Origin of the sequence: Pseudomonas allokribbensis (assembly GCF_014863605.1) — a bacterium.
In the GTDB taxonomy this organism is placed as follows: Bacteria; Pseudomonadota; Gammaproteobacteria; order Pseudomonadales; family Pseudomonadaceae; genus Aquipseudomonas; species Aquipseudomonas allokribbensis.
Genome location: NZ_CP062252.1, coordinates 1,673,646 through 1,686,484, shown reverse-complemented (window position 1 = coordinate 1,686,484; position 12,839 = coordinate 1,673,646). Strand labels below are relative to the sequence as shown.

Below are 12,839 nucleotides of genomic sequence, written 5' to 3'. Positions count from 1 at the left end.
CGCGTCGCCCCTGCGCCGGTGTAGACTGGCAGCTCGCCCGGAGACCGCCATGCCACCGATCCTGACCCTGCGCCATTACACCCACGACCTGATCGTCCACAGTCACGACCACGCCCAACTGGTGTTCGGCCTGTCGGGTGCGCTGGATTTCGAGGTCGAAGGGCATGGCAGCCAGGTATTGCAGCAGAGCTTCGTGGTGATTCCCTCCGGCGCGCATCACGCGTGCGGCAGCCCCAAGGGCAGCCGTTGCCTGGTACTGGACGTGCCGGACGATCAATGGTTGTCACGCTCACTGGGCGATCACGCCGACGCCAGCCGCCGCCTGCTGGACAACGCCGCGCGGCTGTCACTGGATGCCGGCCAGGGCCAACTGGTCAATTGGCTGGCGAACAGCCCGGTGGACGATCCGCTGATTGCGCAACAGGGCGCGGTGCTGTTGCTGGCGAGCCTGAATCACGCGCAACCTGCCGAGGTCTGCGCCCGTCGCCTGCCCTACGCGGCCCTCGATGCGCACATCGAGCAATACGCGGCCTATCCGCTGCAGGTCGCGGATCTGGCGCGTGTCGCCGGACTCTCCAGCGCCCGATTGCATGCGCGGTTCGTCGCCGAATGCGGGCAGACACCCATGGATTACATTCGCAGTCGACGGCTGCATAAGGCCGTCACGCTGTTGCGAGAAACCACGCTAGCCATCGGGGAAGTGGCCAGCCGTGTAGGCTATGGATCGCAAAGTGCGTTCTCGGCCGCCGTCCTGCGTGAATTCGGTACCTCTCCTACACAATTGCGACGCGAGGCTGACGACAAAAGTCGATAGTCTGCCGACAGACTTTTCGGCCGCTACACGCTTCAATGTGTGCCTGAAATGGTGTTTGGAAAAAGGACTGCAATGACTCCCCGTACTGCCCTTGGCGCCCTGCATATCGGCGCATTGATGTTCGGCCTGACCGGCGTCTTCGGCAAACTCGCCGCCGCAACGCCAGCGGTCATCGTCTTTGGACGGGCCGCGTTTGCCGTTCTTGCGCTGGCGTTCTTTGCCCGTTTCGCCAGCCAGCACGGCTGGCAAAAACTGCAAGCCGTGGACTGGCGACGACTGGCCCTGAGCGGTGTGCTGCTGGCCGGTCACTGGGTGAGCTTCTTCATTGCCGTGAAGGTGGCCGGCGTCGCGGTGGCCACCCTGGGTTTCGCCAGTTTCCCGGCCTTCACGGTCATCCTCGAAGGGTTGATCTTCCGCGAACGCATCCGTGCCAACGAAATCATTCTGGTGGCGCTGGTCAGTGTCGGCCTGGTGCTGGTGACCCCGGCGTTCGACCTGGCCAGCGGCGCCACCACCGGGCTGCTCTGGGCGATTCTTTCCGGCCTGCTGTTTTCACTGTTGTCGCTGACCAACCGTGCCAGTTCCGGACGCATCCCGGCGGTGCAGGCAGCGTTGTGTCAGAACGTGGTGGTGGCGTTGTGTCTGCTGCCGGTGGCGGCGCCGCAACTGAGTGAAGTGCGCGCCATCGACTGGCTGTGGATCGCCCTGCTCGGTGTGTTCTGCACCGGCGTCGCCCACAGCCTGTTCGTCGCCAGTCTCGCCGTGATCAAGGCGCGAACTGCGGCGGTGGTGTTCGCCATGGAGCCGGTTTACGGCATTACCGTCGCGTGGCTGCTGTTCGATGAAAACCCGACCCTGCGGATGCTGCTCGGCGGCGCGCTGATCATCGTCGCCATCGTTGTGTCGAGCCAGATGTCAGGCAGCGCCAGCAAAAAAACGGTGGAGGCCGAGGCTGCGTCTCACTGAGTGCGGTCGTTATGGCCGAGGTCGCGCTCAGGGTCGATCTGGTCGCGGACTCGCTGCTTGAGCACCTTGGCCTCGGGGAAACCACCGTCGGCCTTGCGCTCCCAAATCTGCACGCCGTCGCAGCTGATGTGAAAGATCCCGCCGGTACCCGGCACCAGTGACACTTTGCCAAGGTCGTCGCCAAAAGTGCTGAGCAACTCCTGCGCCAGCCACGCCGCGCGCAACAGCCACTGGCATTGCGTGCAATAAGTGATGACGATTTCCGGTTTTGTGGCGGTCATGATCGTTGAAACTCCTGAGCCAGAGGGCGCCGCTATAATAGCCGGCTTTAACGCTTGCCCCGAGACTCACAATGCGTCGTCTGCTGATCTGCCTTTTGCTTGGTTTCCTTCCGCTGTTCGTCCATGCCAGTGAAGCGCCGCGACCGAAAGTCGGCCTGGTGCTGTCCGGCGGTGCGGCCCGCGGGCTGGCACACATCGGCGTGCTCAAGGCGCTGGAAGAGCAAGGCATCAAGATCGATGCGATTGCCGGCACCAGCATGGGTGCAGTGGTCGGTGGCCTCTACGCCTCGGGTTACAAGATCGACGAACTGGAAAAACTCGCCCTGAGCATCGACTGGCAGCAGGCCCTGTCCGATGCTCCACCTCGGGAAGACGTACCGTTTCGACGCAAACAGGATGACCGCGATTTTCTGGTGAAGCAGAAACTGAGCTTTCGCGACGACGGCAGCCTCGGCCTGCCGCTCGGGGTGATTCAAGGGCAGAACCTTGCGCTGCTGTTGGAAAGCCTGTTGGCCCACACCAGCGACACCCGTGATTTCGACAAGCTGCCGATCCCGTTCCGCGCCGTGGCCACCGACATCGCCAACGGCGAAAAAGTGGTGTTTCGCAAAGGCCACCTGCCTCAGGTGATCCGCGCCAGCATGTCGATCCCGGCGGTGTTCGCCCCGGTCGAGCTTGATGGCCGGCTGCTGGTGGACGGCGGCATGACCGACAACATTCCCCTCGATGTGGCCCGGGAAATGGGCGTCGACGTGGCCATCGTGGTCGACATTGGCACCCCGCTGCGCAACCGCAAGCAACTGACCACCGTGGTCGATGTGCTGAACCAGTCGATCACCCTGATGACCCGGCGCAACTCCGAAGAACAATTGGCGGCGCTGCACCCGAATGACGTGCTGATCCAGCCGCCGCTGGCCAGTTTCGGCGCCACCGATTTCGGTCGCGCCGAGGAAATGATCGATGCCGGTTACCGCGCCGCCAAGGCCCTCGACGCCCGCCTCGCCCGATTGAAACCCGCCGTGTCTCAGGACGCCGAGCTCAATGCCGCACGCGCACCGGGCCAGCGCACGCCGATCATCACCGCGATCAGGGTCGAGAACGACTCGAAAGTCGGCGACGACGTGATCCGTTACTACATCCGTCAGCCCATCGGCGAGCCGCTTGACCTTGGGCGTCTGCACTCGGACATGGGCACCTTGTACGGCCTGGATTACTTCGAACAGGTGCAGTACCGCGTGGTACACAAGGGCCAGGAACACACATTGGTGATCAGCGCCCGAGGCAAGCGCAGCGGAACTGACTACCTTCGCGTCGGCTTGAACCTGTCGGATGACATGCGCGGTGACAGCGCCTTCAACCTCGGCGCCAGCTACCGAATGAACGGCATCAACCGCCTCGGCGCCGAATGGCTGACCCGGGCGCAGATCGGCGACAAGCAGGAGCTCTATACCGAGTTCTATCAGCCGCTGGACGTCGGCTCGCGCTACTTCGTCGCACCGTATGCAGCGTTCGAAGCCCAGAACGTCGACTCGGTGCTCGACAACGACCCGATCGCCCAATATCGCGTCGAGCGCTACGGCCTCGGCCTCAATGTCGGCCGCCAGATCGGCAACAACGGTGAAATCCGCTTTGGTGTCGGCGAGGCCTGGGGCAAAGCGGATGTGCGAATCGGCGATCAGAATCTGCCGAGCGAACACTTCAACGAAGGGTTCTATGCGTTGAAGTACTCGTTCGACTCACTGGACAATGTGTACTTCCCCCACGACGGCAAGGACATCAGCCTGACCCTGATGCAATTCGAACCGAGCCTGGGTTCCGACACGCGCTACCGGCAGTGGGAATTCAAACTGGACAAGGCCATGAGCAGCGGCCCGAATACGCTGATTCTGGGCGGTCGTTACGGGCGCACGCTGGACGATGCGAATGTGGTGACGTCGAGCTTCCTGCTGGGCGGCGCCCGACAACTGTCCGGTTTCCGCGAAGATGCCATCTCCGGGCAGAACGTCAGCCTGATGCGGGCGGTGTATTACCGCCGTCTGACACCGCGCGCTTATCTGCCGCTGGATTTCCCGCTGTATGCCGGCGGCTCGCTGGAGCGCGGCCGGGCCTGGAACAACGACAACGAGTTCGACAGCGGCTACATCAATGCCGCCAGCGTATTCATCGGTTTCGACACACCGCTGGGGCCGCTGAACTTCAGTTATGGCCTGAACGATGCCAACGAACAGGCGGTTTACCTGAATCTGGGGCAGACCTTCTGACCCGGATCAGCGAATCCCCGCCAACAATGTCCGAGCGGTTTGTCTGAGAGGTTCGTCCCCCTCCTTCAGCAGCTCATTGAGCAAGGCGATCGCACTGTCGAGGTCGCCGTCGTCGATGCAAGTCTGGGCCTGTTCGAGCTTTCCGGCGTTGGCCGCTTCGGTCGGGCCTGGCTCGGGTTCCGGTAATTGCAGATCCAATGGCTCCAGTTTCAGCGACTGACCGGGATCGCCAAATTCGTTGAGGAAGTCATCGTCGATCGGCTGCACCTCCGGTTCGGCGATCCACTCCAGCTCCGTCGCCTCAGCGTCATCGTTGGCGGTGAGCGGCAGCTCGAAATCCGGTGGCAGCACTTGCAGGCTGGCCTCCAGTGCCGACGGGGCCGGTGAAGGTGTGTCCGTTGCCGGGCGACTGTCTTCCAGATCCCAGCTGGAATCCATCGACAGCTGCTCCAGATTCAGCTCGAAATCATCCTCGGCCAACGGCGTTGAGGGTGTGGCTTGTTCAACAGGCAGCGCGGCAATGACCGGAGCCGCCGCAGCCGGAGGTTCAGTCCTGGTCAGTTTCGGGTAGCGGGCCCGGATATCGAGCAATCGCTGTTCCTCGACACCGAGCTGGCGCAAGTGGTTTTCCTGTTCGTCATAGGCTGACTGGTCGCCCTGGCGCCCCAACACCTCGAGCATCTGCACACCCAGATCGATGCGCTCCGGCTCCTTTTGCAAGGCGTCGCGCAGCAGACCGAGCGCTTCGCCGAGCCGCCCATACGCCAGATAAATGCCGACCGCCTCCAGTACATCGCCTGCGGCCTGTTCGTCACGGTGCTCGACGGCCTCCTGAACCACGTTCTGACGAACGACTTCGGGTTCATTGAGCGCGGGTTCGCTTCGCTGGGGTGCCAGCACCGCAGGCCCGACAAGATTCGCTTCAGACTGGCGTCGGCGGCGTACATACAACACCGCCCCCAACAGGCCCAACAACACCAGCAAACCGCCAAGCAGCGGCCAGCTGACGGAGTCTTCCTGCGACTCTACCGGCGCAGCAACCGGAGCCGGAGCTTGCACAGGTGCTACCGGAGCCGGCGGCGCCTGTTGCACTTCCGCCAGACGGGCCTGCAAATCACCCAGCTGTTTCTTGCCGTCGGCGATCAGGATTTCCTGCGCCTGAAGCTTCACGTTCAACTCATCGATGGTTTTCTGCAGTTGCTGGTTCTGCAGCACGCTGGCGGCCAACTGCTCGGCTTGTGCGTCGTTGGCCGGCGCCGTTTGTGGCGCTGGCGCGGCGGGTGGCGCAGCAGGCTTGCTTTGGGTGCCGGCAGCAGGTGCCTCAGGCGTTGGAAACTCCGACGATTGCGCGCGGACGTCGGGCTCGTCGGTGGCCGGCACGATGCCCGGCGAACCCGGCGGATCGATCAGCACCGTGTATTCGCGCAGCAGGTGGCCGTTGGGCTGATTGAGCTGCACAAGGAAATTCAGAAAGGGTTCGTTGACCGGTTTGCTGGAGGTCACCCGGATCAGGTTGCGATTGCCACGCAGGATCGGGGTGAACTTAAGGTCATTGAGGAAGAACACCCGCTCGACCCCGGCACGGCCGAATTCGTCCGCCGTGGCCAGACGGACCGAGAGCTCGCTTTCGCTGAGCCCGGCGACATCCACCAGCGCGATGTCGGCCTTTAGCGGCTGATTGAGGGCCGAGTGCACGGTGATGTCACCGAGCCCCAGCGCCAGTGACGCCGTGGACCAGGTGAGAACACCGGCCACCAGCAGTGAGTTGGCGCAACGCAGTACCACGTGCCGACTGTCGAGCATGAGCATCCCTTAAATAAGCAAAACCGACTTCTATGGGTTCGCACATCCGGTACGAACACGATATTGCCCAGTAGTTCTTATAGTCTGCCCAGCGCGATCTCTCAAAAAAACGGCACGCGGTTGTGCCTCAAGATTTTTCCAGGTTGGCCAGAATGTGCCCGTGAACCCGCATGCACACCTTCAAATCCGCTTCGTCGACGCCTTCGAACAATTCGTGACGCAGTTGCGTGGCGATGGTCTCGATCTGTTCGATCAGCGGCAGTGCCGGGGCGCACAACACGATTTTTTTCGCCCGCCGGTCTTCCATCACGGACTGGCGTTGCACCAGGCCCTGGCTTTCCAGGCTGTCGAGCAGACGGGCAAGGGTCGGCCCTTCGACGCCAACGCTTTGCGCCAGCTCCCGTTGGGTCGGGGCGTCTTCGAAACGCGCCAGATGCAGCAGCACCAGCCAGCGCGCCTGGGACAAACCCAGGCCGGCCAGCCGGCGATCCAGTTCGGCACGCCAGCCACGGGACATCTGGGCCAGTTGCATGCCAAAGCGGTGTTGATCGGTTAACGGCATAAAACACTCATGGTTAGACTGAAGAAATAGAGAAAAACTAATTATTAGTCAGCTAAGCATGACATTTGGCTATAGGCAAGAGCCGCCCTGTACTGAATCGTTACATCTGTATAACGGTTTGTGTAAGCCTTGGCTCACATCTCGAATTCAGATTGCAGCGCAGCCCTTACGCAATACAGCACGCCTTCCGGTACGCGGCCGGCAAACAGCTCCGCCACTTCAGCGACCGACGGCAACTCGCCCTCGCCGTCGAGGAACGCATCCTGGACTTCGCCCATCAGATCTTCCGGCAGGTCCAGCGCCTGTTCCAGCGACAGTTGCTGCTTGCCGATGGCTTCGGCAAGCATGGTGTAGACGTTCTTTTCCGAGCACTGCAACTGACCGGAAATCTGCAACGGCGTCATGCCGGCACGGGCCAGGGTAATCAATTCGTGGCGTACGTCGGCCACCACTTTTGGTGTCTCGGCTTCGCCGCCGAGCACTTCGAGGAAGGCCTCGCCGTAGCGCTCCAGCTTGCGTGCGCCGACGCCGCTGACCTGGGCCATTTCCGCCAGCGAGGTCGGCTGGCTGCGGAGCATTTCCAGCAGGGTCGAATCGGGGAAGATGACGTACGGCGGCACGCCGTGTTCTTCCGCCAGTTTGCGGCGCAGGGCACGCAGCGCTTCCCACTGTTCGCGCTCCTCAAAGCGCACCAGTTGACTGGCCGGGCTCTTGCTGCCGCTCTTGGCGGTGACTTGCGGCTTGAGGTCGCGGCGCAGCTCCAGGCTCACTTCACCCTTGAGCAGCGGCCGGCAAGTGTCGCTCAGACGCAACCCGCCGTAGCCTTCGTGATCGACATCCGCCAGGCCGCGAGCAACCAATTGGCGGAACAGCGAACGCCATTCGCTCTCGCTAAGCGCCTTGCCGACGCCGTACACCGACAGGTGCTGATGGCCGAAGCTGCGGACTTTTTCGTTGTCCTTGCCCAGCAGCACGTCCACCAGATGGCCGACACCGTAACGCTGGCCAGTGCGATAGATCGCCGACAGCGCCTGACGCGCAGGCTCGGTGGCGTCCCAGGTCTGCACGCCGTCGGTGCAGTTGTCGCAGTGCCCGCACGGCTCGGGCATGTCTTCGTCGAAGTACGCCAGCAGCGCCTGTCGGCGGCAGCGGGTTTCTTCACAGAGCGAGAGCATGGCGTCGAGCTTGTGCTGCTCCAGACGCTTGTGGCGCTCGTCGCCCTCGGAGTTCTGCAGCATCTGCTTGAGCATCACCACGTCTTGCAGACCGTAGGCCATCCACGCGTCCGCCGGCAGACCGTCACGGCCGCCGCGTCCGGTTTCCTGGTAATACGCCTCAAGGGATTTCGGCAGGTCGAGGTGAGCGACGAAACGCACGTTGGGTTTGTCGATACCCATGCCGAACGCCACGGTGGCGACCATGATCAGGCCTTCCTCGTTGAGGAAGCGCTTCTGGTGATAGGCGCGCAGATCGTTGGGCAGACCGGCGTGATACGGCAGCGCCGGGAAGCCCTGCTCGGTGAGAAACGCGGCCACCTCCTCCACCTTCTTGCGCGACAGGCAGTAGACGATGCCGGCATCGCTGCGCCGCTCGGCGAGAAACGCCAGCAACTGCTTGCGCGGCTGTTCCTTGGGCACGATGCGGTAGAAGATGTTTGGTCGGTCGAAGCTCGACAGAAAACGTTCGGCGTTCTGCAAATGCAGGCGGGTGACGATTTCTTCGCGGGTACGCTTGTCGGCGGTGGCGGTCAGGGCGATGCGCGGCACATCGGGGAACATTTCCGCCAACTGCCCCAGTTGCAGGTATTCCGGGCGGAAGTCGTGGCCCCATTGCGACACGCAGTGCGCTTCATCGATGGCGAACAACGCGATGTTCAAGCCTTGCAGGAACGACAGCATGCGCGGCTGCACCAGACGCTCCGGCGCCAGATAGAGCATTTTCACTTCGCCGCGCTTGATCCGGTTGGCGAGGTCGCGTTGCTGCTCGGCGCTCAACGTGGAGTTCAACGCGGCAGCCGCCACGCCCAGCTCTTCGAGGGTGGCAACCTGATCGTCCATCAGCGCGATCAGCGGCGACACCACCACCGCTAGGCCGTCGCGCAGCAGCGCCGGCACCTGGAAGCACAGGGACTTGCCGCCGCCGGTCGGCATCAGGACAAGGGCATCACCGCCACTGGCCACGCGCTCAATGATTGCACCCTGACGGCCACGGAAACTGTCGTAGCCGAAGATGTCCTTGAGGACGCGTTGAGCCTGTTCGAGCATAAAAACTCCAAAAATCCACCGAAACATCCCTGCACAGGCTGGTTCAAGACAGCCGAGGCTGCTTTAAACAAAACGTAAGGGCGCATTGCATGACGCCGTACAGATTCAGCCGCGACACCGGCAGGGATCGCAAAGCGCGGCAGTATACCCGAGCCCTCCCCGGCAAAGGGCACCGCCGATAAGAAGCTTGTGGGCGCAAATCTGCCGTGCGGCTGGCTTGAGGGCTCAAGAAGGCCTAGAATTCCCGCATTGTTTATTCCCCCAAGGTAGCCCTTTAATGTCCTTCGCCGAGCAACTAACCCGCCTGCAAGTCTTCCTCGACGCCGACGAGCTGCATGAAGAGGCGCTGGACTACGTGGCCGCTCACGGTTACCTGACCGCGCTGTCGATCTGCGCCGACGAGGTGCCGGACCGTGAGTGGATCGACGCCCTGTTCGCCGAAGAGCCGCATTACAGCAGCGAAGCCCAGCGTGAAGAGATCGAAGCCACGCTGATCGGCCTCAAGGCCCACATCGCTCGCCAACTGGCCTCCGATGAAGAATTCGAACTGCCATGCGAACTGGACCTGGGCGACGAGCCGGACGATTCCGAACTGCGCGGCTGGTGCATCGGTTTCATGGAAGGCGTGTTCCTGCGCGAAGCGGCCTGGTTCGAAACCGCCGAAGAAGAAGTCAGCGAAATGCTCCTGCCGATCATGGTCGGTTCGGGCCTGTTCGACGAACAGCCTGAGTTCGAAGACATCGCCAGGGACGCCAACCTGATGGACGACATGATCGTGCAGATCCCGGAAGCCCTGACCGCGCTGTACCTGCTGTGCCAGGCACCCGACGAAAAACCGGCGATCCTCAAGCCACGTCACCACTAAGATCCGGCCTATGGACAACCCCATAGGCAACCGTCCCCTGATGTTGCGCTACATCCTGCTGGCCATCGGCTGGCTGAGCGTGGCATTGGGGGTGATCGGGATTTTCCTGCCTGTTCTCCCCACTACCCCCTTCCTTCTGCTGGCAGCCGCCTGCTTTGCCCGCAGCTCTCCGCGTTTTTACCAATGGCTGGTCGAGCATCCCCGACTCGGGCCATGGATCCGCGACTACCTCGATGGCAACGGCATACCGCTCAAGGGCAAGGTCTACGCGATCGGGCTGATGTGGGCGAGCATTCTGTTCTCGTGTTATCTGGTGCCGCTGCCGTGGGCACGCGGGTTCATGTTGACCAGTGCGGTGTTGGTGACGGTTTATATCTTGCGGCAGAAGACGTTGCGTAAGTCCTGAGGTGCCCTCTACGGCAACCGCTTGTCGAAAACCCTCGTCAACCTGTCAGATCTGACAGTAGGCAACTCCGCGTTTTCGCTGTGTGATGGAGGCCTGACTCTATTGGCCGGCATGCCGGGGAGACCGCAATGAATCTTCAATCACAAGCAGTGAGCGCCGGGCTGGCCTTGTTTCCGGTGTACACGCCGCAATGGGTAACACCAGTACAGCCGTCGACAATTGCTCATGGTGGTGTCTCCCTCTCTGCATTCACACCGCAAGGACTGGAGGTCGTCATCGAGCCGATCACCGGTTTGCGGAATTGGGTCGTGGCGGCTTTTGATGTCGTGACGTTGTTCGTCAACAACGTTCGCACCAACGTCAGCAAGACCATCTATCCGGGTGAGGAAGGCAATCGCTTCCTTCTGTACTTGCCAGAGCGTTGGTTCACCAACGGTGTCAACGATGTGCGCTACCAAGTGACTCGGGTCAGCGGCAATAAAGATGACTCGCCCACGCTCCAATTGCTGTACCACAATCCGGCGCCCACCATCACCGTGAGCCATCCGCCCAGCATCGGTCCGGGACAGCCAGCGGTCATCACCCTCACCGTCGGTTATGCACGATCTTACGACACGGTCACCTTGACCATTGGCACATGGAGCATCACGTTCAACAACCCCGATCCCACTAAACCGATCACACACACCCTGACCGCCGGCGATCTTCAGTTGATCGGTGATGGCATTCATCAGGTTTTCGGCAGGGTATTCGATCAATTGTTTAACAGCGGCGTGTCGACAACGACCTCTATCGATATCAGCGCTAACCAGAAACTCGTTATTCCTACGCTGACTAATGTGCTGGACGTTAACAACAGTGAAGTACCTGAGGGCACCAATACCACTAGCAAAACGTTGACCTTGAAGGGCGCGGCGAGTCCCGGACGGAGCATCGAAGGCTTTGACGGGAGTGGTTCGAGCGCGAAGTCCCTGGGCACGACCACGGCTGACACAACAACCGGTATCTGGGAACTCAAAATATCCGTACAGCCTGGAGCCCATCGCTTGTACGCCAAGTCGCTTTATCACCCAGGCCCGGTGTACTCGAATGTACGTAATCTGACAGTGAGTTCAGACCTTTCGATTGATACCAGCGATATGAGATTAGCCGGCTTCTCTGTGAAAATATTTATCTGGCCCAGAACTGGACGAGAGTCCGTTGGCAATACTGACAATAGGCAACCTATAGGTGGTTCCCCTCCATACAACCATGTATCCCAGAATCCGGCGATAGCTTCAGTGGATCAGAACGGCCATGTCACAGGAAATAGAAATGGCACAACAATAATTGTCGTGACTGACACACTTGGCAATTCTGTGCAGTACAGGGTCGTTGTCAGCAATGTCTGGACGTTACAGGTCAATAACAATCGAATGTCGAGTGCTTCTGCTATCAGTTGGATGTTCTCGATCGGTGGCTCGCCAATACCACCGACTCCCTTTATTTCAGATGTCTCCAATTGTTATTACGCTCCCGTTCCCAGAGCGGACGAGTATTGGCTTTGTTATACCACGGGGCCCGGAGCAAATTTTGTGATGCAACAAACTGGTTTTACCTATGGCGGCCGCTTTGATGATGTATTTGATCCGGCATGGTGTCTTACACCTTATTGATTGACCAACGCAGAGCATCCCGGCTGCACTCCTACCCCAGAAGGTGGGAACCCTCAATGAAAAACCAGAGAAAAGAGAGAAAAGGGAACGCATTTATTTACCAGTCTCAACCATGAGAAGCCGCCCTCCCCGTTTCGACCGGAAAGGCGGTTTTTTTTGTTAAAGCTCAAGCCAACGAACTTGTTGAATAGTGTTGAAGTTTATGTCCGCAAAGCCACGCCACCTTGCGCCTTTGCCTACGCATCCGCCAGAATCCGCCGGCTTGTGCGCCTTGGGGGCGGGTTCTATTGTTTGGCGGTCGCTGAAAAACAGCGATCGGGTTTAGCGATCCGGCTCCCTACAGACGCAACAACGCCCAATCCCGATTGCAGTCTCTTCTCTGCACTTGGCGTAATGGTGGCTGTGCGTGGGAGACCTTCGGGTCTACCCGGGGTTTCTGTGACCCGGATCGCTAACCTGCGTACAGCCGCCACCTTTACTTGTTTAGCGATGAGTCGTGGCGGCTAAATCCAATCACGGAGATTCGCCATGATCAAACCAACGCCAAACCCGCCGGAAGTCGACTCGACTTCGCCCTACGAAACACTCGACTCCAAGAAATTCCACGAAGCAGCCGAACGCGCCCTCGACCACTACCTCAATCCATTCCACCCCAGAAAGCCGCTGCTCAAACCCAACACCCGCTACCTCATCGCCCCCGGCATTCCGAGCGAAGAACTATTGGCCGACGCCTGCGAAACCCTGACCTCGGCCAAAACCATGGCCAGTGATTTCGCCGGGATGATCGATACGCCGCAGCGGCATGTGCTGCTGGGCATCGGGCAGCTGATCATGCTGGCGGAACTGGCGGTAAATCGGGTGCTGGATAATCTGGAACTGAAGACTGAGGCGCCACTGTAGCCAGAGCAAAGAAAAACCCGCTGCCCCGATCACTCGGGGCGGCGGGTTTTGTCGTTTCCGCT

11 protein-coding genes are annotated in these 12,839 nt (G+C 60.6%); 7 read left to right on the top strand and 4 right to left on the bottom strand.

All coding sequences use genetic code 11. The features are described 5' to 3' along the window. Positions 1-49 precede the first annotated feature (49 nt). Together IF199_RS07715 and IF199_RS07710 are read left to right on the top strand one after the other, a co-directional pair. Positions 50-814, top strand: coding sequence for a helix-turn-helix transcriptional regulator (locus tag IF199_RS07715; protein ID WP_096822235.1), 765 nt, complete (start codon positions 50-52; stop codon positions 812-814). Positions 815-886: 72 nt separating this feature from the next. Beyond that, positions 887-1,780, top strand: a complete 894-nt coding sequence (locus tag IF199_RS07710) for a DMT family transporter (protein WP_096822236.1) — start codon at positions 887-889, stop codon at positions 1,778-1,780. Here the strand turns inward: IF199_RS07710 and IF199_RS07705 are convergent. Beyond that, entirely contained in the window at positions 1,774-2,061 is a 288-nt protein-coding gene (locus IF199_RS07705; RefSeq protein ID WP_192560071.1) for an Rdx family protein, read from the bottom strand. The two genes, IF199_RS07710 and IF199_RS07705, sit on opposite strands and share 7 nt — an antisense overlap. Before the next feature lie 71 nt (positions 2,062-2,132). Here IF199_RS07705 and IF199_RS07700 point away from each other — a divergent pair, with 71 nt between their 5' ends. After that, positions 2,133-4,322 (top strand): patatin-like phospholipase family protein, encoded by a 2,190-nt coding sequence (locus IF199_RS07700; RefSeq protein ID WP_192560070.1) that lies wholly within the window; start codon positions 2,133-2,135, stop codon positions 4,320-4,322. Between the two features lie 6 nt (positions 4,323-4,328). Here the strand turns inward: IF199_RS07700 and IF199_RS07695 are convergent, their stop codons facing one another. The 3 genes from IF199_RS07695 to recQ form a co-directional block, all read right to left on the bottom strand. Then, the gene (locus IF199_RS07695; RefSeq protein WP_192560069.1) at positions 4,329-6,125 is read right to left on the bottom strand and encodes a motility hub landmark protein FimV; all 1,797 of its coding nucleotides are present in this window, start codon (positions 6,123-6,125) and stop codon (positions 4,329-4,331) included. A gap of 127 nt (positions 6,126-6,252) precedes the next feature. After that, positions 6,253-6,687, bottom strand: coding sequence for a MarR family transcriptional regulator (locus IF199_RS07690; protein ID WP_007962151.1), 435 nt, complete (start codon positions 6,685-6,687; stop codon positions 6,253-6,255). Between the two features lie 134 nt (positions 6,688-6,821). Then, entirely contained in the window at positions 6,822-8,951 is a 2,130-nt protein-coding gene (gene recQ, locus IF199_RS07685) for a DNA helicase RecQ (protein ID WP_096822239.1), read from the bottom strand. A gap of 277 nt (positions 8,952-9,228) precedes the next feature. Between recQ and IF199_RS07680 the strand changes: the two genes are divergently transcribed. The 4 genes from IF199_RS07680 (at position 9,229) to IF199_RS07665 (ending at position 12,777) form a co-directional block, all read left to right on the top strand. Next, positions 9,229-9,816 (top strand): UPF0149 family protein, encoded by a 588-nt coding sequence (locus IF199_RS07680; RefSeq protein ID WP_096822240.1) that lies wholly within the window; start codon positions 9,229-9,231, stop codon positions 9,814-9,816. 10 nt (positions 9,817-9,826) lie between these two features. After that, on the top strand, positions 9,827-10,222 hold the full coding sequence (locus IF199_RS07675; RefSeq protein ID WP_065260960.1) for a YbaN family protein: 396 nt from the start codon (positions 9,827-9,829) through the stop codon (positions 10,220-10,222). Between the two features lie 128 nt (positions 10,223-10,350). Further along, complete coding sequence (locus IF199_RS07670) at positions 10,351-11,877, top strand: hypothetical protein (RefSeq protein WP_192560068.1); 1,527 nt, start codon at positions 10,351-10,353, stop codon at positions 11,875-11,877. 528 nt (positions 11,878-12,405) lie between these two features. Next, positions 12,406-12,777 carry a DUF6124 family protein gene (locus tag IF199_RS07665; protein WP_192560067.1) on the top strand — a complete coding sequence of 124 codons (372 nt, stop codon included), beginning with the start codon at positions 12,406-12,408 and terminating at the stop codon, positions 12,775-12,777. The last annotated feature ends 62 nt before the right edge of the window (positions 12,778-12,839 follow it).

Coding starts and splice junctions, on each gene's coding strand:
- IF199_RS07700 (WP_192560070.1), top strand. CDS start 2,133: ATGCGTCGTCTGCTGATCTGCCTTTTGCTTGGTTTCCTTCCGCTGTTC.
- IF199_RS07695 (WP_192560069.1), bottom strand. CDS start 6,125: ATGCTCGACAGTCGGCACGTGGTACTGCGTTGCGCCAACTCACTGCTG.
- IF199_RS07710 (WP_096822236.1), top strand. CDS start 887: ATGACTCCCCGTACTGCCCTTGGCGCCCTGCATATCGGCGCATTGATG.
- IF199_RS07665 (WP_192560067.1), top strand. CDS start 12,406: ATGATCAAACCAACGCCAAACCCGCCGGAAGTCGACTCGACTTCGCCC.
- IF199_RS07670 (WP_192560068.1), top strand. CDS start 10,351: ATGAATCTTCAATCACAAGCAGTGAGCGCCGGGCTGGCCTTGTTTCCG.
- IF199_RS07675 (WP_065260960.1), top strand. CDS start 9,827: ATGGACAACCCCATAGGCAACCGTCCCCTGATGTTGCGCTACATCCTG.
- IF199_RS07690 (WP_007962151.1), bottom strand. CDS start 6,687: ATGCCGTTAACCGATCAACACCGCTTTGGCATGCAACTGGCCCAGATG.
- IF199_RS07715 (WP_096822235.1), top strand. CDS start 50: ATGCCACCGATCCTGACCCTGCGCCATTACACCCACGACCTGATCGTC.
- recQ (WP_096822239.1), bottom strand. CDS start 8,951: ATGCTCGAACAGGCTCAACGCGTCCTCAAGGACATCTTCGGCTACGAC.
- IF199_RS07705 (WP_192560071.1), bottom strand. CDS start 2,061: ATGACCGCCACAAAACCGGAAATCGTCATCACTTATTGCACGCAATGC.
- IF199_RS07680 (WP_096822240.1), top strand. CDS start 9,229: ATGTCCTTCGCCGAGCAACTAACCCGCCTGCAAGTCTTCCTCGACGCC.